This window comes from Rhodococcus sp. ENV425 (assembly GCF_002887785.1).
Classification (GTDB): Bacteria; Actinomycetota; Actinomycetes; order Mycobacteriales; family Mycobacteriaceae; genus Rhodococcus; species Rhodococcus aetherivorans.
The window spans coordinates 1-20,715 of the sequence record NZ_PCZU01000207.1 but is presented as its reverse complement, the minus strand read 5'-3'; the positions used below and the strand labels follow the sequence as shown (position 1 = coordinate 20,715).

Here is a 20,715-nt window from a genome sequence, read left to right as displayed (position 1 = left end):
CCGTGCGCGTTTTCGGTAGCCGGCACTACCAGAAGCGCGCACAGGGAAGGGAGATCCATGAGTGAACGCACCAGCGTCGGCACCGTCGAGGACCTGCACGCCTCCGCGACGCGGCTGACCGGCCTGACCGACTTCGGCGACGACGACTACACCGGGGCCCTCGGCGTCCTCCTCGACTCGTATGCGCGCGACGAACACCTCACCCCGCTCGGCAGCAAGATGTCGCGGGTGTTCCTGCGCGGCGCCCTCGTCGCGCGGCTGCTGAGCGAATCGGCCTGGCGCGCGCACCCCGAGCACGCCGACGTCGCGATCGAACGGCCGATCTTCGTCACCGGCCTCCCCCGCACCGGCACCACCGCGCTGCACCGCCTGCTCACCGCCGACCCCGGCCACCAGGGACTAGAGATGTGGCTGACCGAGCTGCCGCAGCCACGGCCGCCGCGCGAGACGTGGGCCGGGAACCCGGCGTTCGCGGCCATCGAGGCCGGGTTCGCGCAGCACCACGTCGAGCACCCGGAGTTCATGGGTGTGCACTACATGTCCGCCGGCGAGGTCGAGGAGTGCTGGCAGCTGCTGCGGCAGTCCTTCCGATCGGTGTCCTACGAATGCCTCGCGCACCTGCCCACCTACTCGCGCTGGCTCGCGCGGCAGGACTGGACCGGAGCGTACGCCCGGCACCGCCGGAACCTGCAGCTGATCGGGCTGCCCGACGCCGGCAAGCGCTGGGTCCTGAAGAACCCGAGCCACCTGTTCGCACTCGACGAACTGCTCACCGTCTACCCCGACGCGCTGATCGTCGTCACCCACCGCGACCCGCGCACCGTGATCCCGTCGGTGTGCAGCCTGGCCGCGCACGCCACCGACGGCTGGTCGCACACCTTCCGGGGCGCGAGCCTCGGGCGCAGCCAGCTCGACCTGTGGGCGCGCGGGCTCGACACGTTCACCGCGGCACGGAGCCGGCACCACCCGGATCGGTTCGTCGACGTGGACTACCGCGACTTCGTCGCCGATCCCCTCGGCACGGTCGGCGCGATCTACGACCGGTTCGGCATCCCGCTCACCGCCGGCGCCGAACAGGCGATGGCCGCGCTGCACGCCGAGAGCCGCAGCGGGGATCGCCGGCCGGCGCACCGCTACCGGCTCGAGGATTTCGGTCTGAGCGACGCCGAGGTGGACGAGCGGTTCCCGGACTACGCCTGTCGCTGACCCGCGGCTACCGCCGCGGCGGCGAGGACGTCGAGCAGCGGGAACAGCGCGGCGGCGATGAGATCTCCGGTCTCGACGAACGCCTGCTCGGACAGGCCGATCGGGTCGGGGATGTTCGGGGTGCGGGCCGCGCCGCTGGGATCCCGGCAGGCGTCGAGCCGGGCGATCGTCTCCGCACCGGTGACGGTCGCGATGCGGTGCGCCTCGGTCAGGGTGAACGACTTCGCCGCGGCGCCGGCGGTCAGGCCGGCGACCCGGTCGCGCTGCTCCTCGCTCATGGTCAGGACCAGGTCGGCGCCCTCGACCATCGTCGCGGTCACCCGGCGGGCGCGGAAGTCGCTCGCGTCGGCGCCGAGACCGGCGATGACCGCGGCCGCCCGGGGTTCGACGGGATACCCGACGAGGGCCCGCGTGCCCGCGCTCTCGGCGGTCAGGTCGGCCCACCCCGATTCGCACGCGTAGGCCCGCGTCAGCCGCTCCGCGATCACGGACCGGCAGACGTTGCCGCTGCAGACGAACAGGATGTGCACGCGCGCACTCTAGCCGCCGCGAATCGGGCGGAGGGGACGCGATTTTCGGCGCCGTGCGATGTTCACGTGCCGTTCGCACGCGCGCCGCGTGTCGTTCACTCACGGCGGCCGGTTCGCGGGCCGCCCCGGCGGGGTCCGGAAGCCGTGTCCACGTCACGTCCAGACCGTGCGACATGGGATGATCGACGTATGCCCGCACCCCTACCGCTCGATCCGATCGCCGAGGCCCACCGCCAGTGGACGGCCCACGGCTGGGGTGAGGTCGCGGACGGCATGGCCGCGGTGACCTCCGTGATGCGCGCGCAGCAGATCATGATGGCGCGGGTCGAGGAGGTTCTCAAACCGTTCGGGCTCACGTTCGCCCGGTACGAACTGCTGACCCTGCTGCACTTCACCAGGACCGGGGCGCTGCCCATGGCGAAGGCCAGCGCCCGGCTGCAGGTCCACCCCACCAGCGTCACCAATGCCGTGGACCGGCTCGAGACCGCGGGGCTCGTGCGCCGCACCCCGCACCCGAGCGACCGTCGCGCCACACTGGTCGAACTGACCGACGAGGGGCGGGCGCTGGCCGTCGAGACCACCGAGAAGCTCAACGCCGAGGTGTTCGCCCGGCCCGGCGTGCCCGACGACCAGCTCGAGACGCTGCTGCGGATCCTGGCCGGCCTGCGCCGCGACGCCGGCGACTTCGACACCGGAGGCGATCCCACCAGGTGGTGACACGGATCGGGGCCGTCCCGCAGGATGCGGAACGGCCCCGGTCGAGGACGACGATCAGGCGTGCTTGAACTCCGGCGCGCGCTTCTCGACGAACGCGGCCATGCCTTCCTTCTGGTCGGCGGTGGCGAACGTCGAGTGGAATACCCGCCGCTCGAACTTCACGCCCTCGGCGAGGGTGGTCTCGAAGGACCGGTTGACCGCTTCCTTGGCCATCATCGCGACGGGCAGCGACATCGACGCCACCGTGGTCGCGGCCTCGAGCGCCACGTCGAACAGGTCCGCGGCCGGCACGATGCGCGACACCAGGCCCGCGCGCTCGGCCTCCTCGGCGTCCATGTTCCGGCCGGTCAGGCACATGTCCATCGCCTTGGCCTTGCCCACGGCGCGGGTGAGCCGCTGCGAGCCGCCGATGCCGGGGATGACGCCGAGCTTGATCTCGGGCTGGCCGAACTTGGCGGTGTCCGCGGCGATGATGAAGTCGCACAGCATGGCCAGTTCGCAGCCGCCGCCGAGGGCGTACCCGGAGACGGCGGCAATGATCGGCTTGCGGGCCGAGGAGAGCCGATCCCACTGCGAGAACAGGTCTTCCGCGTACACCTCGGAGAACGTCTTCGGCGCCATCTCCTTGATGTCCGCGCCCGCGGCGAACGCCTTCTCGGAGCCGGTGAGCAGGATGGCGCCGATACCGGCATCCGCCTCGAGCTCCTCGACGGCCGCCACCACCTCACGCATCAGTTGGCTGTTGAGGGCGTTGAGCGCCTTGGGCCGGTTCAGCGTGATGATGCCGACGCGGTCCTTGCGGTCGAGCAGGATCGTCTCGAAGTCCGTCACTGGGTTTCCTGTTCTGTCGAGCGGTTGCGGATCTCGGTGATGATGGCCGAGAAGTCCAGTCCGCCGCCACCCGACTCGTTGAAGCGGTGGTAGATCTCCGCGGCCCGCAGCCCCAGCTCGGCGTCGACGCCGTTGGCGCGCAACGCGTTCGCGGCCAGACCGAGGTCCTTGTCCATGAGCGCGGCGGCGAACCCGGGCTGGTAGTCGTTGTTGGCGGGGGTGGTGGGCACCGGCCCGGGCACCGGGCAGTTGCTGGTCAGCGCCCAGCACTGGCCGGAGGCGTTGGACGCGACGTCGAAGAGGGCCTGGTTGGTCAGTCCGAGCTTCTCGCCGAGCACGAAGGCCTCGCTGATGGCGATCATCGACACGCCGAGGATCATGTTGTTGCAGATCTTGGCGGCCTGGCCGACGCCGGACCCGCCGCAGTGCACGACCTTGCGACCCATCACCTCGAGCAGCGGCTTTGCGGCTTCGAAGTCCTCCTCCGACCCGCCGACCATGAAGGCGAGGGTGCCGGCGGCCGCACCGGCCACGCCGCCGGAGACGGGCGCGTCGATGGCGCGGTGCCCGGCCTGCACGGCCTTCTCGTGGGCGGCGCGCGCGTCGGCGACGTCGATGGTGGAGCTGTCGACGAACAGCGTGTTCGGCCGGGCGGCCGGCAGGACCTCGTCGTACAGCTTCAGCACGAGGGCGCCGTTGGGCAGCATCGTGATCACGACGTCGGCGTCGCGGACCGCGTCGGTCGCGGACTCGGAGATCGTGAGGCCGTCGGCGCGGCCCTGTTCCTGGGCCGCCGGCACCGGGTCGAAACCGGTGACCGGGTAGCCGGCCTTGACGAGGTTCGCGGCCATCGGCCCGCCCATGTGGCCGAGACCGAGGAAGGCGACGTTCGGCAGTGTGCTCATGTCAGGCGGTTTCCTTCTCGGGTGCGACGAGCCCGAGTTCGAGCTCGCCGAGTGGCTGGAAGTACGCGTCGACGTCCGCGTCGGTGACGTCGGCGAGGGTCGCCGGCGACCACGCCGGGTTGCGGTCCTTGTCGACCACCTGCGCGCGGATGCCCTCGACGAGGTCGTGCGAGCGCAACGACGCCAGGGACACCCGGTACTCCTCGTTCAGCACCTCTTCGAGGCTGCCGAGTTCGCGGGCGTGGCGCACCGATCGCAGGGTCACCTTCAGCGCGACGGGCGACTTGCCGAGGATCTGCTCGGCGGCTGCGCGGGCCTCGGGCTCCTCGGCGTCCTGCAGTCGGGCGACGATCTCCTCGACGGTCGGCGCCGAGTAGGCGGCGTCGATCCAGGAGCGCTGCGCGAGCAGCGGCGACTCCGGGGCCGGCTGGGCGAATTCGGCGAGCGCCTCGTCGACCGTGCCGGATTCGAGGGCGGCGACGAACTTGTCGAGCGCCTCGGACGGCACGAAGTGGTCGGCGAAACCGAGGGCGATGGCGTCGCCGGCCGTCATCCGGCCGGTGGTCAGGGCGAGGTGGGGGCCGAGCTCGCCCGGTGCGCGCGAGAGCAGCCAGGTGCCGCCCACGTCGGGGACGAAGCCGATGCCCACCTCGGGCATCGCGATCGTGGAGCGTTCGGTGACGACGCGGACGTTGCCGTGGGCGGCGATCCCGACGCCGCCGCCCATGACGATGCCGTCCATGAGCGCCACGTACGGCTTCGGGTAGCGGCCGATGGCGGCGTTGAGGATGTACTCGTCGCGCCAGAAGTCCTGCGAGCCGGTGCCCCCGTCGCGGGCGTCGTGGTAGATCGAGACGATGTCACCGCCGGCGCACAGGCCGCGCTCCCCCGCCCCGTCCACGACGACCGCACGGACCGAGTCGTCCCCGGCCCACTCGCCGAGCGCGGCGGCCGTCACCTTCACCATGTCGTAGTTCAGGGCGTTGATGGCCTTGGGCCGGTTCAGGGTGATCCGGCCGATGCCGCCGGAGACCCGGACGAGGACGCCTTCCGTCTCGGTCATTTTGCTCCGTTCTGCGCCGCGGCCACCACGCTGCGCGCGACGACCACCCGCATGATCTCGTTGGTTCCTTCGAGGATCTGATGCACCCGCAGATCCCGCACGATCTTCTCGAGCCCGTACTCGGCAAGATAGCCGTAGCCGCCGTGCAGTTGCAGCGCGTCGTTGGCGGCGTCGAAGCAGGCATCGGTGGCGAATCGCTTCGCCATGGCGCACAGCTCGACCACGTCGTCGGCATTCCGGTCCAGCGCGTCGGCCGCGCGCCACAGCAGGGTGCGGGAGGCCTCGATGCCGGTGCGCATGTCGGCGAGCCGGAACTGCAGGGCCTGCGAGTCGAGCAGCCGCTCGCCGAACGCCTTGCGTTCGGCGAGGTAGCCGACGGTCTTGTCGAGCGCGGCCTGAGCGCCGCCGACCGAGCACGCGGCGATGTTGAGCCGGCCTCCGTTGAGCCCGTGCATGGCGATGCGGAAACCGCTGCCCTCCTCGCCGAGCAGGTTCTCGGCGGGCACCCGGGCACCGTCGAAGATCACCTGCCGGGTGGGCTGGGCGTTCCAGCCCATCTTCTTCTCGTTGGCGCCGAAGGACAGCCCGGGGGTGTCCTTCGGGACGATGATCGCGGAGATGCCGCGCGGGCCGGGCTCGCCGGTGCGGGCCATCACCACGTACACGTCCGACGTGCCGGCGCCGGAGATGAACTGCTTGGCGCCGGTGAGGACGTACTCGTCGCCGTCGCGGACGGCCCTGGTGCTCAGGGCCGCCGCGTCGGAGCCGGCGCCGGGCTCGGTCAGACAGTAACTCGCGAGCTGGTCCATCGAGCAGAGCCCGGGGACCCAAAGGCGGCGCTGCTCGTCGTTGCCGAACCGGTCGATCATCCACGTGACCATGTTGTGGATGGAGATGTAGGCGGCGATGGACGGGCAGCCCTTGGCGAGTTCCTCGAAGATCCGGACGGAGTCGAGGCGACGCAGGCCCGACCCGCCGACGTCCTCGCGGACGTAGATGCCGCCCATCCCGAGGGCCGCGGCCTTGCGCAGGACGTCGACCGGGAAGTGCTTGGTCTGGTCCCATTCGACCGCGTTCGGGGCGAGGAACTCGGCGGCGAAGTCGCGGGCGGTGTCGCGGATCGCCCGGTCGTCGTCGGTGAGGGTGAACATCGGTATCTCGTCCTAGTCCATCGTCGGGATGACGAAGTGGTCGGCGTTCTCCTTCAGGCCGGAGAACCAGCGCTGCGTGACGGTCTTGGTCTTGGTGTAGAAGCGGATCGAGTCCGGGCCGTGCTGGTTGAGATCGCCGAAGCCGGACCGCTTCCAGCCGCCGAAGGTGTGGTACGCGATCGGCACCGGGATCGGCACGTTCACGCCGACCATGCCGACGTTGACGCGGTTGGTGAAGTCGCGGGCGGTGTCGCCGTCGCGGGTGAAGATGGCCACGCCGTTGCCGTACTCGTGCTCCGAGGGCAGCCGCAGGGCCTCCTCGTAGTCGTGCGCGCGGACGACGATCACGACGGGACCGAAGATCTCCTCGCGGTAGATCTTCATCTCCGCGGTGACGTTGTCGAACAGGGTGGCGCCGGAGAAGAAGCCGTTCTCGTGGCCCTCGAGCACGAAGTCGCGCCCGTCGACGACGAGCTCTGCGCCCTCGTCGATGCCGGACTGGATGTAGTCGTGCACCCGCTGGCGAGCCTCGGCGGTGACGAGCGGGCCGAAGTCGGCGTTCGGGTCGTCGCTGCGGCCGACCTTCAGCTCGGCGACGCGTTCCTTCAGCTTGGCGACGAGAGCCTCGGCGGCCTCCTCGCCGACGGGCACCGCGACGGAGATGGCCATGCAGCGCTCACCGGCGGAGCCGTAGCCGGCGCCGACGAGGGCGTCGGCCACCTGGTCCATGTCGGCGTCGGGCATGACGATCGCGTGGTTCTTGGCGCCGCCGAAGCACTGGGCGCGCTTGCCGTGGGCGGCGGCGGTCTCGTAGATGTACTGGGCGATCGGCGTGGAGCCGACGAAGCCGACGGCCTTGACGCGCTCGTCGGTCAGCAGCACGTCGACGACGGTCTTGTCGCCGTTGACGACGTTGAACACGCCGGCGGGCAGCCCGGCCTCGATGAACAGCTCCGCCAGGCGCAGCGGCACCGACGGGTCGCGCTCGGAAGGCTTGAGCACGAACGCGTTTCCGCACGCGATGGCCGGTCCGGCCTTCCACAGCGGGATCATCGCGGGGAAGTTGAACGGGGTGATGCCGGCGACGACGCCGAGCGGCTGGCGCATCGAGTAGACGTCGATGCCGGTGCCGGCGGAGTCGGTGAACTCGCCCTTGAGCAGGTGCGGGATGCCGGTGGCGAACTCGATCACCTCGAGGCCGCGCTGGATGTCGCCCTTGGCGTCGGCGACGGTCTTGCCGTGCTCGGAGGACAGCAGCCGCGCGAGGTTGTCCATGTCGTCCTGCACGAGCTGCAGGAACTTCATCAGCACGCGGGCGCGCTTCTGCGGGTTGAACGCGGCCCATTCCTTCTGAGCCTCGACGGCGTTCGCGATGGCGGCCTCTGCCTCGGCGACGTCGGCGAGCGGAACCCGGGCCTGCACCTCGCCGGTGTTGGGGTCGAAGACGTCGGCGAACCGGTCGGAGGCACCGGGGATGTGCTTGCCCCCGACGAAGTGGGTGAGTTCTCGAACGCTCATGTCCGGATCCGTCCTAACTGGTCGAATTCTCGTGTTTCGGTGGGATGATCGGGGGCAGCGGACGACACCCCCGGCAATGTGTGCTCATCCTATAGTTGGAAGTCCATGTATGTCCATAGGCGGCTGCGCCGCCGGTGCGTCCTTTGGGTCGCTCCAGCCGCCCAAAGGACGCACCGGCCGCGGAGCGGCCTATCGCAGCCGCCGGTACATCTCTTCCAGGTCGGCGGCACCGCGGATGACCACCGACTCGTCGGTGCCGCCGGCCCGCAGGACCCGCCGCAACAGCATCGGATCGAGATCGTCCAGCGCGGGCCGGTACGGCTCGGCCGGCAGATCCGGCAACCGGATCGCGTCCCCGTAGAAGTCCTCGTCGTCGGTCTCGGCGGCGTCCACCCCGCCGATCAATGCGTTCAGGTCGACCCCGCGCAGGGTGAGCACCGCCAGCGGCTGCTCGTCGACGTGCTCGGCCAGCAGGTACCCGACTGCCGCCGCGTGTTTGCACGGCCACCCGTCGTCCGGGCACGTGCAGTCGAAGTCCAGTTCACCGGCGCGCCGCGGCAGCAGCAGCGGACCCAGTTCCTCCGGCAGCGCACCGCCCGCGAGCCGGACCAGCATGCCCGGAGCCGACCGCACCCGGTCGATCAGCTCCGTGACCGCCTCCTCGTCGAGCGTGCGGATCGAGACCGTCGAGGTGAACGGGCGCAGCTGACTGCCCTGCACCTCCCCCACCGCCACGCCGGGCTCGAGCCGCATCGAGACCACCTGTCCCGACCGGGCGTAGGTCCGGCCCCGCGCCAGCCGGCCCTTGTCGGCGACCTGCTCCATCGCCGAGACCAGCTCCTTCGACCACCAGGTGCGTCCGATCGACCCGCGCTTCGTCCGCGCCTCGATGCCGCCGACGACCCGCCGGCGCTTGCCGTAACGGTCGAACCCGCCGGCCGGGCTCACTCGCCCACCGCCTCGTCGCCCAGGGACAGCAGCGAGTGCAGCTGCTCGGTGGACAGCTCGGTGATCCAGTTCTCGCCCGCTCCCACCGCAAGCTCCGCCAATTCCTGTTTCCCCGCGATCATTTCGTCGATCCGTTCCTCCAGCGTGCCGACGCACACGAGCTTGCGGACCTGCACGTCGCGGCGCTGGCCGATGCGGAACGCCCGGTCGGTGGCCTGGTTCTCCACCGCCGGATTCCACCAACGATCCAGGTGTACCACGTGATTCGCGGCCGTCAGGTTCAGGCCCGTGCCGCCGGCCTTGAGCGAGAGCAGCATCATCGGCGGGCCGCCGTCGCCCTGGAACGCGGCGACCATCGCGTCGCGCCGGCCCTTGGACACCCCGCCGTGCAGAAACGGCACCGTGGTGTCGAACCGCTCGGCGAGATACGGGGCGATCAGCTCACCGAACTCCCGGAACTGGGTGAACAGCAGCGCCTTCTCGCCGTCGGCGAGGATCGACTCGACGATGTCCTCCACCAGCCCGAGCTTGCCCGAACGGTGCCGGCCCCGGCGCAGCACCCCGGAGCCGTCGCCCAGGTAGTGCGCGGGGTGATTGCACACCTGCTTGAGCCGGGTCAGCGCGGCGAGCACCGCGCCCTTGCGGGCCATGCCCTCCTTGTCCCGGATCTGCCGCATCATCTCGTCGACCACCGCCCGGTACAGCGCCGCCTGCTCGGCGGTCAGGTTGGCCCGCACCGTCTGCTCGAACTTCTCCGGCAGGTCCGAGATCACCGACGGATCGGTCTTGACGCGGCGAAGCACGAACGGCGACGTCAACGCCCGCAGCCGCGCGGCGGCGGCCGCGTCGCGCTCCCGCTCGATCGGGACGGCGAACCGGGCCCGGAACGTCGACGGCGAACCCAGCAGGCGGGGATTGGCGAAGTCGAGGATCGATCGCAGTTCCTCGAGCCGGTTCTCCACGGGGGTGCCGGTGAGCGCGACGCGGTGCCGCGCGGGGATCGCCCGCGTCGCGCGGGACTGCGCGGTCGCGGCGTTCTTCACGTGCTGGGCCTCGTCGAGCACCACCCGGCCCCAGCGCAGCGACCTCAACGGCGCCACGTCACGCGCGACGAGCGCGTACGTCGTGATCACCAGGTCGCTGTCGGCGACCGCCGCGGCCAGCGCGGCGTCGCGCAACCGCGCCGGGCCGTGGTGGACGTGCACGCGCAGGCCCGGGACGAACCGCTGGGCCTCGCGCTGCCAGTTGCCCACCACCGACATCGGGCACACCAGCAACGTCGGGGGCACGTCGTCGCCGCCCGCCCGTTCGTGGGCGAGCAGCGCGAGCACCTGCACGGTCTTGCCGAGGCCCATGTCGTCGGCCAGCACCGCGCCCAGCCCGAGGCCGCTCATGAACGCCAGCCACTCCAGGCCGCGCTGCTGGTACGGACGCAAGGTCGCGTGCAGGCCGGGTGGGGGCGGCACCGGTTCGGGCCGGACCTGCCCGTCGAGCAGGGTCGCCACCCAGCCGGTCGCGGCGACGTCGGTGACCTCCACCGGTGGCGGCTCGTCGCCGGTGAACCGGCCGAACAACGTCGCCAGCGTCGCGTCCGTCGCGCCCTGGCCGGCGACGTAGCGGGCGGCCCGCGCGAGCGCGATCGGATCCGCCTGCACCCACTTGCCGCGCAGCTTGACCAGCTCGCTGTTGGCCGCGATCAGCCGTTCCATCTCGGCGGGGGTGAGCAGCATGTCGCCCACGGCAAGCTGCCACTCGAACGAGACGAGCGCGTTCATGCCGACGGTGTCGTCCTCGGCGGCGACGGGTGCGACCGGCGAGGACACCTGCAGCCGCAGCGACGGCTCGAGCCGCGCCCACGCGCGCGGCAGCAGCAACGCGACGCCGGCCTCACCCAGCGCACGGCCACCGTGCTCCACGAGGTCGGTCACGACCCCCGTCGGCAGCAGCAGGTCCAGGCTGTCCGGGTCGCGCGGCACGTCCTGCAGCCGCGGATACGCCTTCAGGGCGGCGCCGAGCTTGCGGATCCCGATCTGCAGCAGCTGCGCGTCGGAGCCGTCCACCGGCACCGGCACCGGCGCCTGCCCCTCCGACCGCAGGCACACCTCGAGCCGCCACAGCGTGTCGGCGCCGATGCCGTCCTCCTCGTCGTCCGGTTCGACGAGCCGCAGCACCAGGTCGGGCTCGTTTCCGGCGAGCGAGGCCCGCCATTCGTCCAGCGCCTCGGCCATGCGCTGGGAGCCGCTGTGGTGCGGCTGCCCCTCGGCCAGGGCGGCGATCAGCGGATGCAGCGAGGTACCCACGTTGCCGATCAACGCCCGGGTGATCGGATCGGTGAGCTCGGTGGCGAGGTCGTCGAGGAGCGCCGCGGGCCGGCCGGCCTGCCGCTGCACCGGCGGCATCGCGGCGGACAGCTCGGCCGTCCAGGCCCGGATCCGGTCGCCGCCGAGCAGGCGCCACCGGGCCCACCACTGCCCGTCGGCGCGGTGCAGTTCCGGGGCCACCCGCCCGGCCTGCGCCCAGCGCTCGATGCCGCGGGCGACGTGGGCGAGGTAGCGCAGGTCCCCGGCCACCCCCTCGGCGTGCCGCGGCAGCGCCAGCAGCAGCTCCGCGGCGTCGGGCGGCGCGACCGCCACCGCGGGGATCCGCCGCGGAGCGTCGTCGCCGGGCAGACGCAGCTCGACACGGTGCCGGAACGGCCGGTCGATCCATCGTCGCAGTACAGCGGGTGTGTCGTCGGGCGGGTCGTCGCCGTCGCGCCACAGCATCAGGCCCGCTCCCGGTGACCACAGCCCGTGCAGCATGCCCACCATGGTGCCAGCCGCGACCGACACCGTCGTGACGGGCTGGGGCGCACGCCCGCCGTCGTGGCGGGTGGGCCCGCGCGGGACGGTCGTGCCGAGCGTGCGCCGAGCGCCGGTGACGATCGGCCCTGGATCGGGCTCGCTCCCCGGAGGACACTGGGCTGCAGGTGCACCCACCAGGAGACTGCGATGTCGATCATGATCCAGGTCCTCGAACAGGCCTACAGCGCCCACACCCCTTGGGAGCAGGTCAAGTACGCGTTCGTCGACTCCGAGCACATCACCACGATGCGGCTCGACGGCCAGTGCGGCGTGTGGCTCGACGGGACGAAACACGGTGAGTCCCACCGGCTCGCCGCCACCGCCACCGCGGAGCAGGCGGTGTTCTTCCTGCTGACCGTGTTCGACCGGATCGCCGAGTGCAGGCAGCACGGGGGGTCGTGGATCGTCGGGCACGACGGCCGCACCATCGAGTCCATCCACGCGACGCGGTTTCCGCTGACGACCGACGGCTGAGCGGGCACCGGCGCCGCCGCTGTCGGTGCGGTCGGTGAGAATGTCCGCGTGCGAGGGGGCGCAGCGTTCTGGGGGCTGGTGGTGGCGGTCGCGATCGCCGTGTCGTGGGGTTGGGACCGGATCGAGTCGAACGCACCACCGGCACCGGGCAGCCCCGGCCGCGGCGAGCTCGAACAGTTGCTGGCGCGGGCGGCGGTGGTGCCGCACCGGCCGCAGGTGCCGGGGTACGAGCGGGGGTGCGGACCGGGCGAGGGGTGCGTGTTCGGGGAGGCGTGGTCCGACGACCATCCGGGACCAGGCGGCCGCGACGGGTGCGACACCCGCAACAACGTGCTCGCCCGCGATCTGCGCGACGTGGCGTTCCGGCCCGGCACCGGCGACTGTGTCGTCCTGTCGGGCACGCTGACCGACCCGTACACCGGGGCGCGGCTCGAATTCCGTCGCGCCGAGGGCCGGGCCGTCCAGATCGACCACATCTACCCCCTGGCGGCGGCGTGGGACCTCGGGGCGGCGGCCTGGCCGGCCGAACGGCGCCGGCAGTTCGCCAACGACGTCGCCTACAACCTGATCGCGGTGGACGGCCCGGCGAACGAGGACAAGCGCGATCACACCCCGGCCGAGTGGCTGCCGCCGGCGGCGGCGTATCGCTGCTGGTTCGCGGGCAAGTACCTGTCGGTGGCGGTGCGCTACGGGCTGCCGATCACGGTGGCCGACCGGCGGGCGCTGGCGTCGACGATCTCCGCGTGCCGAGCCCGTCGTCGCGGCGATCGCCCGCTCGTCGGTCGGACCCATCCACGAATTGCCCGCGCGGACGCCCGGTGGTCGCGCGGCTGCCGCCCTCCGGCGCCGTGCCCCGCATCCGGGCGCAGGGAACTAGCGTGGCACTCATGGTTTCGCGCATCACCAAGGACACCCGCCTGTGCATCTCGCTGTCGGGCCGCCCGAGCAACATCGGCACCCGCTTCCACAACTACCTCTACGACGAACTCGGCCTGGACTTCGTGTACAAGGCGTTCACGACGACCGACCTGCCGGCGGCGGTGGCCGGGATCCGCGGCCTCGGCATCCGCGGGTGCGGGGTGTCGATGCCGTTCAAGGAAGCGGTCATTCCCCTGATCGACGAGCTGCACGACTCGGCGCGGGCCATCGAGTCGGTGAACACCGTCGTCAACGAGAACGGGGTGCTGCACGCCTACAACACCGACTACCAGGCGGTGGTGGATCTGCTGCGCGAGCACGAGGTCGACCCCGCGTTGCCGGCCGCCGTCGCCGGCAGCGGCGGGATGGCAAAGGCGGTGGTGGCGGCCCTGCGCGACAGCGGGTTCGCGAACGTGTCGGTGATCGCCCGCAACGAGAAGACCGGTCGCCCGCTCGCGCAGCAGTACGGGTTCGACTGGCGGCCCGAGCTCGGCGAGCTCGCTCCGGGCCTGCTCGTCAACGCCACGCCGATCGGGATGGCGGGCGGGCCGGAATCCGGGCAGCTGCCGTTCCCCGAAGCCGCGGTGGGCGCGGCGACGACGGTGTTCGACGTGGTGGCGATGCCCCCGCAGACGCCGCTGATCCGCGCGGCCCAGGAGCGGGGACTGCCCGTGATCACCGGCGCCGAGGTCATCGCCCTGCAGGCGGCGCAGCAGTTCGCGCTGTACACCGGCGTGACTCCGACGCCCGAGCAGGTGCGCCGCGCGTCGGAGTTCTCCCGATCCGCGGCCTGAGCCCCGGCATTCACGCCCCGGTGGCGATCTCCCGGGCCGGGTCCCGGCACCACTGCGACCACGACCCCGGGAACAGGGCTGCGTCGATCCCGGCGAGGGCGAGCGCCGCAATCTGATGGGTCGCGGTCACCCCGGATCCGCAGTAGACGGCGACGGGACCGTCCCCGCACACGGTCGCGAAGCGGTCGGCGAGTTCCTCGGCGGTCCGGAACGTGCCGTCCTCGCGGAGGTTGTCCGTGGCGGGGGCGCTGACCGCGCCGGGGATGTGGCCGGCGCGCGGATCGACGGGCTCCTCGTCGCCCCGGTACCGCGCCGCGGCCCGCGCATCGAGCAGGGTTCCCCGCGAAGGGAACTCGGCCGCCTCGTCGATGCCGACGGTGGACATCCGGCCGCCGCGCAGGGTCACCGATCCCGGCTTCACGGCCTCCCCCGGCCCGGCCGCGAGGCCATGTCCCTCCGCCGTCCACAGCGACAGCCCGCCGTCGAGCAGGCGCACGTCCCGAAGGCCCGCCCAGCGCAGCAGCCACCAGGCCCGGGCGGCGGCGAGGCCCCCGGTGTCGTCGTAGACGGCGACGGTGTCGCCGTCGTCGATCCCCCACCGTCGCGCGTGGTCCTGCAGCCGCACCACGTCCGGCAGGGGGTGACGGCCTCGCTCGGGCGAGCCCGGATCGGCGAGCTCGGTCTCGAGGTCGACGTACACCGCTCCGGGGATGTGACCCTCGTGGTAGCGGTCCTCGCCGTTCGGGTCGTCGAGCGACCAGCGCACGTCCAGCAGAACCGGCGGCCTGCCCACCTCGACGAGATCGGCCAGTTCGCGCACGGTCATCAGCACGGGATTCGCAACCATGGCTCCGATCCTGGCACGCCCGCGCGGTGGGCGCCGCGCGACACGGGAGGTGCGGCGGCGTCCACTGCGGCAGAATGCCGCCCGGGTCCACTGCGGCAGAATGCCGCCCGTGTCAGATGCTCCCGCGCCCACCCGTCCCGCCCCGCTCACCCAGCCGATCGGGGCGGGCATCGTCACGGCCCTCGTCGGGTTCACCAGTTCGTTCGCGGTGGTGCTGACGGGACTGCGGGCGGTCGGGGCGTCGCCGTCGGAGGCGGCGTCCGGTCTGCTGGCGCTCTGTGTGACGCAGGGGCTCGGCATCCTGTGGCTGGCGCGGCGGTACCGCACACCGATCACCCTCGCGTGGTCCACGCCCGGCGCCGCGCTGCTCGCCGGCACCGGCGTGGTGGCGGGCGGATGGCCGGCCGCAGTGGGCGCGTTCGTCGTCGTGGGCGCCGCGATCGTCCTGACGGGGCTGTGGCCGCGGCTCGGCGCCCTGATCGCGGCGATCCCGACGCCACTGGCCCAGGCCATGCTCGCCGGGGTGCTCGTCCCGCTCTGCCTCGCCCCGGTCGAGGGGGTGATGTCCTCGCCCGCCTCGATCCTGCCCGTGGTGGCGACGTGGCTCGTGCTGCAGCGGCTGCGGCCGCGCTGGGCGGTGCCGGGGGCGTTCGCGACGGCCGCGGTGGTCGTGGCAATCCACCTGTCGCGCTCGGGAACCCGGCCCGCGGCGCGGGATCTGCTGCCCTCGATCGATCTCACGGCTCCGGCGTGGACGTGGCAGGCGCTGCTCGGCATCGCCGTGCCCCTGTACATCGTGACGATGGCGTCGCAGAACATCCCGGGCACCGCAGTGCTCGACTCGTTCGGTTACGCCACGCCGTGGCGGGCGGCGATGACGGTCACGGGCCTCGGCACCGTCGTGGGCGCGCCGGCCGGTGGGCACGCGATCAACCTCGCGGCGATCAGTGCGGCGCTGGCGGCGGCGCCCGAGGCGGACCCGGATCCGGCACGCCGGTGGGTGGCGGCGTGGTCTGCGGGCTGGTCGTATCTCGCGCTGGCCCTGTGCTCGACCGGGCTCGCGACGGTCGTGGCGATGGCACCGGACGGGGTGGTCGAGGCGGTGGCCGGATTGGCCCTGCTCGCGACGCTCGGCGGGGCCCTGGCCTCGGCTCTGCGCGACGCGCCGGAGCGCGAAGCAGCGGTCGTGACGTTCCTGGTCGCGGCGTCCGGATCGACCCTGTTCGGTATCGGATCGGCATTCTGGGCGTTGATGGTCGGACTTGCCGTCCGCGTGGGACTATCGTCAGCACGGTGACGAACCGCCAGCCGACGACGCCCGCCGCCGACCCACCCGTTCCCGCCCGGTTCCCGGTCCTCTGGCCGATGCAGACCCGGTGGGCGGACAACGACCACTACGGCCACGTCAACAACGTCACCTACTACTCGTACTTCGACTCCGCGGTCAACGGATGGCTGATGGCCACGACCGGGGTCGACATCCGGGAGCTGGACGCGATCGGCGTGGTCGCAGAGACGTCGTGCCGGTATCTGGCGGAGCTGTCGTTCCCGGACCGGCTGCGCGTCGGCCTGGCGGTGGAGCGGCTGGGAACCCGCAGTGTCACCTATTCGCTGGCCATCTTCCGGGAGGACGGCGAAGGCGGGCTGCAGCCGGCGGCGACCGGGCGTTTCGTGCACGTGTACGTCGACGCCCGCACGCGACGTCCCGTGGCGATCCCCAAGGAGATCAAGAAGGCGGTCGCCCAGCTGGTGACGCCCCCGGCGGAATAGCTCCCGACCACCAAGCATCCGCTTGGCATTGTATTCATCTACCGGATTACACTCCGGGGCATCCGCACGTCCCCGAGAGAGAGCGATCCCAAGATGCGCGATGCTGTCATCGTCGAAGCCGTTCGTACCCCCATCGGCAAGCGGGGCGGCGGCCTGTCCGGCGTCCACGCCGTCGAGCTGTCCGCCCACGTCCTGCGCACCATCGCCGAACGCACCGGCATCGACCCGGCGCTCGTCGACGACGTGCACTGGGGCACCGTGCAATCCGTCGGCATGCAGTCGGGCAACATCGGCCGCATGGCCGTGCTCGGCGCGGGCTGGCCGGAATCGGTGCCCGGCTTCACCATCGACCGGCAGTGCGGCTCGTCGCAGCAGGCCGTCTCGACGGCGGCCGCGGCGGTGATCTCCGGCCAGGCCGATCTCGTCGTCGCCGGCGGCGTCGAGATCATGTCGGCGATCCCGCTGGGTTCCTCCGCCCCCGAGGGCACTGGGCAGATGGGCGGCCCGGCCCGCGAGCGGTACGCCGACGAGCTCACCGCGCCCGGCTTCCACGGCCGCTTCAACCAGGGCGTGGGCGCCGAGATCATCGCCGAGCAGTGGGGCATCTCCCGCACCGAGCTCGACGAGTACTCCGTCCGGTCGCACGAGCGGGCCGCCCGCGCGCAGGACGGGGGGCTGTTCACGGACGAGATCGCGCCGTACACCCTGGCGGACGGCACCGTGATCGCCGCGGACGAGGGCATCCGGCGCGGCTCCACCGTCGAGAAGCTCGCGGGCCTGAAGGCCCCGTTCCGGGAGAACGGAGTGGTCACCGCCGGCAATGCGTCCCAGATCTCCGACGGCGCCTCCGGGCTGCTGATCACCACCTCGGAGAAGGCGAAGGCGCTGGGCCTGACCCCGCTCGCGCGCGTGCACACCGCCGTGGTCACCGGCGACGATCCGGTCAAGATGCTCACCGGCCCCATCCCGGCCACCGCCCTGGCGCTGAAGCGGTCGGGACTGTCGCTCGACGACATCGACGCGTTCGAGGTCAACGAGGCCTTCGCCTCGGTACCGCTGTCGTGGCAACGCGAGACGGGCGCGCCGCTCGAGAAGCTGAACCCCCTCGGCGGTGCCATCGCGCTCGGCCACCCCCTCGGCGCCTCGGGCGGTCGCCTGGCCGCGACGTTGATCCACCACCTGCGCCGCACGGGTGGCCGCTACGGCCTGCAGACGATGTGCGAGGGCGGCGGCACCGCCAACGCCACGATCTACGAGATCCTCTAGTCCGCGGTGGTGCCTTCCGGGACCCGGTCCCGGAAGGCACGCCTCATCGCTGCGCCAGCCGCTCGAGCAGCGGCGTCGTGCGCGGACCCACCAGTTCGCGCATCACCAGCGCCATGTTGGTGCGCTCGACGCCGGGGATCTCGAGGATCTGCCCGGCCAGCCGGTAGAGATCCTCGGCGTCGCGCGCGACCACCTTCACCGACAGGTCCGTCTGCCCCGTCATGCCGTACACCTCGGTCACCTCCGGGATCTGTGCCAGGGCCGCGACGACCGAATCGAGCCGGTGCTGATCGACCCGGGTGGCGACGAACGCCGCCAGCGGATAGCCGAGAGCCCGCGGATCCACCCGCCGCTCGAACGACCCGAGGACCCCCTCCGCATCCCATCGCGCGAGCCGCGCCTGCACCGTGTTCCGGGACAACCCCAGACGCTGGGACAGCTCCACCCCGGTCGCCCGCGGGGTCCGCGCAAGCTCGAGCAGCAGCCGGGCGTCGGTGGCATCGAGACTGGTCATATTTCGCAGTATGACAGCGGCGGGCACCCCGAAACCGTGCTTCCTGCACAATTGCGCATCGGCCGATTGCGCACCTGCACCCCGCGTGGATCATGTGAGGTACAACACAGGTCCGCCGGCCCGCCTCACGAGGGCGACCGGTCCCGCCATAGCGAGGTGGTGCACGGTGGTCGACAAGATTGCCTATCCGGTCCAGCTGATCCAGCCCGACGGACGACGGGTCTACAACCCCGAGTACTCCGCGCTCGTCGCCGACGTCGGACCCGACGAACTCCGCGCCCTCTACCGCGACATGGTCGTCGTCCGCCGCCTCGACGCCGAGGCCACCGCGCTGCAGCGGCAGGGCGAACTCGGACTGTGGGCGCCCCTGCTCGGCCAGGAGGCCGCCCAGGTCGGCTCCGCGCACGCCCTCCACCGCGACGACTACGTGTTCACCAGCTACCGCGAGCACGGGGTGGCCTGGTGCCGCGGCGTCGACCCCGCCGACATGACCCGGCTGTGGCGCGGGTGCGCCCACTCCGGCTGGGATCCGGCCACGGTCAATATGACCAATCCCGCCATCGTCGTCGGCTCCCAGGGCCTGCACGCCACCGGATACGCGATGGGCGCCCACTTCGACGGCGCCGAGATCGCCACCGTCGTCTACTTCGGCGACGGGGCGACCAGCCAGGGCGACATCGCCGAGGCCCTCGGCTTCGCCGTCGCGTGGGGCGTCGGCGTGGTCTTCTTCTGCCAGAACAACCACTGGGCGATCAGCCACCCGGTCCGGTCGCAGAGTCCCGTCCCGATCGCGCAGCGCGCCGCCGGCTACGGGATGCCGGCCGTGCAGGTCGACGGCAACGACGCGCTCGCGGTGCTCGCCGTCACCCGCCGGGCCACCCGGCATGCGCGGGAGGGCAGCGGCCCGTCGTTCGTCGAGGCCATCACCTACCGGATGGGCCCGCACACCACCTCCGACGACCCCACCCGCTACCGCACCCCCGCCGAGACCGAACTGTGGAAGGCCCGGGACCCGATCGACCGGCTCCACCGGCTGCTCCGGCGGGAAGGACACGCCGGCGACGAGTTCTTCGACGAGGTCGGCGCCGCCGCCGACGAGGCCGCGGCCCGGCTGCGCGCCGGCACCCTCGGTGCCCCGAACCCCGAGCCGCTGAGCATGTTCGACCACGTCTACGCCACCGACCATCCGATGATCGCCGAGGAACGAACCCGCTACCGCGACTACCTCGCCGATTTCGAGAACGCGACCCACGAGGAGGCGCTGTCATGACCACCACCACGCTGGCCCTCGGGGCCGCCCTCGGCGCCGGGCTGCGCCGGGCCCTCGAACACGACCGCAAGGTGGTGATCATGGGCGAGGACGTCGGCCGGCTCGGCGGGGTCTTCCGGGTCACCGACACGTTGCAGAAGGACTTCGGCGACAACCGCGTCATCGACACGCCCCTCGCCGAATCCGGGATCGTGGGAACGGCTTTCGGCATGGCCCTGCGCGGCTACCGGCCGGTGTGCGAGATCCAGTTCGACGGCTTCGTCTACCCCGCGTTCGACCAGATCGTCTCGCAGGTCGCCAAGATCCACTACCGCACCGCCGGGAGGGTCACCGCCCCCCTGACCATCCGCATCCCCTACGGCGGCGGGATCGGTGCGGTGGAGCACCATTCGGAGTCACCCGAGGCGTACTTCACGCACACCGCCGGACTGCGGGTCGTCAGCCCGAGCCATCCGGCCGACGCCTACACGATGATCCAGCAGGCCATCGCGCTCGACGACCCGGTGATCTTCCTCGAGCCGAAACGCCGGTACTGGGACCGCGGCGAGGTCGACCTCGACGCCGAGCCCGACCTCCCGCTCGACAAGGCCCGCGTCGCCCGGCCCGGAACGGACGTCACCGTCGTGACGTTCGGGTCGATGGTGGCCACCGCGCTGCACGCCGCGCAGATCGCCGACACCGAGGGGCACTCGGTCGAGGTGATCGACCTGCGGTCCCTCTCGCCCATCGACTTCGACACCGTCGAGGCGTCGGTCCGGCGCACCGGACGGCTCGTCGTGGTGCAGGAGGCTCCGCTGTTCTGCGGCATCGGCGCCGAGATCGCCGCCCAGCTCGCGGAGCGCTGCTTCTACCAGCTCGAGGCGCCGGTGCTGCGGGTCGGCGGCTTCGACATCCCCTATCCCCCGGCGAAACTCGAGGCTTACCACCTGCCCGACCCGGACCGGATCCTCGACGCCGTCGACCGCAGCCTCGCGGCGTGAGGAGCCGGACATGGAACCGGGCATGAGCGAACACGGCACCGTGGTGACCGAACACAGCGAGGTCTTCCGGCTGCCGGACCTCGGGGAGGGCCTGACCGAGGCGGAACTGGTGTCGTGGTCCGTCGCCGTCGGCGACCGGGTCGAGCTCAACCAGGTGATCGCCGAGGTCG

The 20,715-nt window shown here is 71.8% G+C and carries 20 protein-coding genes and 1 pseudogene; 11 read left to right on the top strand and 10 right to left on the bottom strand.

Going from position 1 to position 20,715, the window contains the following annotated elements; all coding sequences use genetic code 11:
• Window positions 1-57: 57 nt before the first annotated feature.
• Window positions 58-1,206 carry a sulfotransferase gene (locus CQZ88_RS17135; RefSeq protein ID WP_006940183.1) on the top strand — a complete coding sequence of 383 codons (1,149 nt, stop codon included), beginning with the start codon at window positions 58-60 and terminating at the stop codon, window positions 1,204-1,206.
• On the opposite strand, the gene CQZ88_RS17130 is transcribed toward CQZ88_RS17135, so the two are convergent.
• Window positions 1,191-1,736, bottom strand: coding sequence for a protein-tyrosine-phosphatase (locus tag CQZ88_RS17130; RefSeq protein ID WP_006940182.1), 546 nt, complete (start codon window positions 1,734-1,736; stop codon window positions 1,191-1,193). The two genes, CQZ88_RS17135 and CQZ88_RS17130, sit on opposite strands and share 16 nt — an antisense overlap.
• A 189-nt stretch (window positions 1,737-1,925) precedes the next feature.
• Here CQZ88_RS17130 and CQZ88_RS17125 point away from each other — a divergent pair, with 189 nt between their 5' ends.
• Window positions 1,926-2,453: a MarR family winged helix-turn-helix transcriptional regulator gene (locus CQZ88_RS17125; RefSeq protein WP_006940181.1), complete on the top strand. Its 528-nt coding sequence runs from the start codon at window positions 1,926-1,928 to the stop codon at window positions 2,451-2,453.
• 54 nt (window positions 2,454-2,507) lie between these two features.
• Here the strand turns inward: CQZ88_RS17125 and CQZ88_RS17120 are convergent, their stop codons facing one another.
• From CQZ88_RS17120 to CQZ88_RS17090, 7 genes are all read right to left on the bottom strand, one after another.
• Complete coding sequence (locus CQZ88_RS17120) at window positions 2,508-3,284, bottom strand: enoyl-CoA hydratase (RefSeq protein WP_006940180.1); 777 nt, start codon at window positions 3,282-3,284, stop codon at window positions 2,508-2,510.
• On the bottom strand, window positions 3,281-4,189 hold the full coding sequence (gene mmsB, locus CQZ88_RS17115) for a 3-hydroxyisobutyrate dehydrogenase (protein WP_006940179.1): 909 nt from the start codon (window positions 4,187-4,189) through the stop codon (window positions 3,281-3,283). The genes CQZ88_RS17120 and mmsB overlap by 4 nt, the downstream gene beginning before the upstream one ends.
• A gap of 1 nt (window position 4,190) precedes the next feature.
• The gene (locus tag CQZ88_RS17110) at window positions 4,191-5,252 is read right to left on the bottom strand and encodes an enoyl-CoA hydratase/isomerase family protein (RefSeq protein WP_102800077.1); all 1,062 of its coding nucleotides are present in this window, start codon (window positions 5,250-5,252) and stop codon (window positions 4,191-4,193) included.
• The gene (locus CQZ88_RS17105) at window positions 5,249-6,403 is read right to left on the bottom strand and encodes an isobutyryl-CoA dehydrogenase (protein ID WP_006940177.1); all 1,155 of its coding nucleotides are present in this window, start codon (window positions 6,401-6,403) and stop codon (window positions 5,249-5,251) included. The genes CQZ88_RS17110 and CQZ88_RS17105 overlap by 4 nt, the downstream gene beginning before the upstream one ends.
• A 12-nt stretch (window positions 6,404-6,415) precedes the next feature.
• Window positions 6,416-7,921 (bottom strand): CoA-acylating methylmalonate-semialdehyde dehydrogenase, encoded by a 1,506-nt coding sequence (locus tag CQZ88_RS17100; RefSeq protein ID WP_006940176.1) that lies wholly within the window; start codon window positions 7,919-7,921, stop codon window positions 6,416-6,418.
• Between the two features lie 189 nt (window positions 7,922-8,110).
• Window positions 8,111-8,869 carry an SWIM zinc finger family protein gene (locus CQZ88_RS17095; RefSeq protein ID WP_006940174.1) on the bottom strand — a complete coding sequence of 253 codons (759 nt, stop codon included), beginning with the start codon at window positions 8,867-8,869 and terminating at the stop codon, window positions 8,111-8,113.
• Window positions 8,866-11,670 carry a DEAD/DEAH box helicase gene (locus CQZ88_RS17090; protein WP_180987035.1) on the bottom strand — a complete coding sequence of 935 codons (2,805 nt, stop codon included), beginning with the start codon at window positions 11,668-11,670 and terminating at the stop codon, window positions 8,866-8,868. Before CQZ88_RS17090 ends, CQZ88_RS17095 begins: the two co-directional genes overlap by 4 nt.
• A 189-nt stretch (window positions 11,671-11,859) precedes the next feature.
• On the opposite strand from CQZ88_RS17090, the gene CQZ88_RS17085 reads away from it, so the two are divergent.
• The 3 genes and pseudogenes from CQZ88_RS17085 (at window position 11,860) to CQZ88_RS17075 (ending at window position 13,898) form a co-directional block, all read left to right on the top strand.
• Window positions 11,860-12,186, top strand: coding sequence for a hypothetical protein (locus tag CQZ88_RS17085; protein WP_006940172.1), 327 nt, complete (start codon window positions 11,860-11,862; stop codon window positions 12,184-12,186).
• A gap of 81 nt (window positions 12,187-12,267) precedes the next feature.
• Window positions 12,268-12,933, top strand: a pseudogene (locus CQZ88_RS17080) (HNH endonuclease family protein); the annotation flags it as partial.
• Window positions 12,934-13,073: 140 nt separating this feature from the next.
• On the top strand, window positions 13,074-13,898 hold the full coding sequence (locus CQZ88_RS17075) for a shikimate 5-dehydrogenase (protein ID WP_044476147.1): 825 nt from the start codon (window positions 13,074-13,076) through the stop codon (window positions 13,896-13,898).
• 10 nt (window positions 13,899-13,908) lie between these two features.
• Here the strand turns inward: CQZ88_RS17075 and CQZ88_RS17070 are convergent, their stop codons facing one another.
• Window positions 13,909-14,745 carry a sulfurtransferase gene (locus CQZ88_RS17070; protein ID WP_006940164.1) on the bottom strand — a complete coding sequence of 279 codons (837 nt, stop codon included), beginning with the start codon at window positions 14,743-14,745 and terminating at the stop codon, window positions 13,909-13,911.
• 100 nt (window positions 14,746-14,845) lie between these two features.
• Here CQZ88_RS17070 and CQZ88_RS17065 point away from each other — a divergent pair, with 100 nt between their 5' ends.
• The 3 genes from CQZ88_RS17065 to CQZ88_RS17055 all read left to right on the top strand — a co-directional run bounded on the left by CQZ88_RS17065 (window position 14,846) and on the right by CQZ88_RS17055 (window position 17,781).
• On the top strand, window positions 14,846-16,042 hold the full coding sequence (locus tag CQZ88_RS17065) for a benzoate/H(+) symporter BenE family transporter (RefSeq protein ID WP_006940162.1): 1,197 nt from the start codon (window positions 14,846-14,848) through the stop codon (window positions 16,040-16,042).
• Entirely contained in the window at window positions 16,039-16,515 is a 477-nt protein-coding gene (locus CQZ88_RS17060; protein ID WP_006940160.1) for a thioesterase family protein, read from the top strand. Before CQZ88_RS17065 ends, CQZ88_RS17060 begins: the two co-directional genes overlap by 4 nt.
• Window positions 16,516-16,608: 93 nt before the next feature.
• Window positions 16,609-17,781, top strand: a complete 1,173-nt coding sequence (locus tag CQZ88_RS17055; protein ID WP_006940158.1) for a thiolase family protein — start codon at window positions 16,609-16,611, stop codon at window positions 17,779-17,781.
• 43 nt (window positions 17,782-17,824) lie between these two features.
• On the opposite strand, the gene CQZ88_RS17050 is transcribed toward CQZ88_RS17055, so the two are convergent.
• A complete protein-coding gene (locus CQZ88_RS17050; RefSeq protein ID WP_006940156.1) occupies window positions 17,825-18,295 on the bottom strand; it encodes an Lrp/AsnC family transcriptional regulator in 471 nt (156 codons plus the stop codon).
• 166 nt (window positions 18,296-18,461) lie between these two features.
• On the opposite strand from CQZ88_RS17050, the gene pdhA reads away from it, so the two are divergent.
• The 3 genes from pdhA to CQZ88_RS17035 form a co-directional block, all read left to right on the top strand.
• A complete protein-coding gene (pdhA, locus tag CQZ88_RS17045) occupies window positions 18,462-19,565 on the top strand; it encodes a pyruvate dehydrogenase (acetyl-transferring) E1 component subunit alpha (protein ID WP_006940155.1) in 1,104 nt (367 codons plus the stop codon).
• Entirely contained in the window at window positions 19,562-20,545 is a 984-nt protein-coding gene (locus tag CQZ88_RS17040) for an alpha-ketoacid dehydrogenase subunit beta (protein WP_006940154.1), read from the top strand. The genes pdhA and CQZ88_RS17040 overlap by 4 nt, the downstream gene beginning before the upstream one ends.
• A gap of 10 nt (window positions 20,546-20,555) precedes the next feature.
• The coding region (locus tag CQZ88_RS17035) for a biotin/lipoyl-containing protein (protein ID WP_308410812.1) at window positions 20,556-20,715 on the top strand (160 nt) is incomplete at its 3' end.

Coding starts and splice junctions, on each gene's coding strand:
- CQZ88_RS17135 (WP_006940183.1), top strand. CDS start 58: ATGAGTGAACGCACCAGCGTCGGCACCGTCGAGGACCTGCACGCCTCC.
- CQZ88_RS17125 (WP_006940181.1), top strand. CDS start 1,926: ATGCCCGCACCCCTACCGCTCGATCCGATCGCCGAGGCCCACCGCCAG.
- mmsB (WP_006940179.1), bottom strand. CDS start 4,189: ATGAGCACACTGCCGAACGTCGCCTTCCTCGGTCTCGGCCACATGGGC.
- CQZ88_RS17110 (WP_102800077.1), bottom strand. CDS start 5,252: ATGACCGAGACGGAAGGCGTCCTCGTCCGGGTCTCCGGCGGCATCGGC.
- CQZ88_RS17105 (WP_006940177.1), bottom strand. CDS start 6,403: ATGTTCACCCTCACCGACGACGACCGGGCGATCCGCGACACCGCCCGC.
- CQZ88_RS17100 (WP_006940176.1), bottom strand. CDS start 7,921: ATGAGCGTTCGAGAACTCACCCACTTCGTCGGGGGCAAGCACATCCCC.
- CQZ88_RS17090 (WP_180987035.1), bottom strand. CDS start 11,670: ATGCTGCACGGGCTGTGGTCACCGGGAGCGGGCCTGATGCTGTGGCGC.
- CQZ88_RS17085 (WP_006940172.1), top strand. CDS start 11,860: ATGTCGATCATGATCCAGGTCCTCGAACAGGCCTACAGCGCCCACACC.
- CQZ88_RS17075 (WP_044476147.1), top strand. CDS start 13,074: ATGGTTTCGCGCATCACCAAGGACACCCGCCTGTGCATCTCGCTGTCG.
- CQZ88_RS17070 (WP_006940164.1), bottom strand. CDS start 14,745: ATGGTTGCGAATCCCGTGCTGATGACCGTGCGCGAACTGGCCGATCTC.
- CQZ88_RS17065 (WP_006940162.1), top strand. CDS start 14,846: ATGCCGCCCGTGTCAGATGCTCCCGCGCCCACCCGTCCCGCCCCGCTC.
- CQZ88_RS17055 (WP_006940158.1), top strand. CDS start 16,609: ATGCGCGATGCTGTCATCGTCGAAGCCGTTCGTACCCCCATCGGCAAG.
- CQZ88_RS17050 (WP_006940156.1), bottom strand. CDS start 18,295: ATGACCAGTCTCGATGCCACCGACGCCCGGCTGCTGCTCGAGCTTGCG.
- CQZ88_RS17040 (WP_006940154.1), top strand. CDS start 19,562: ATGACCACCACCACGCTGGCCCTCGGGGCCGCCCTCGGCGCCGGGCTG.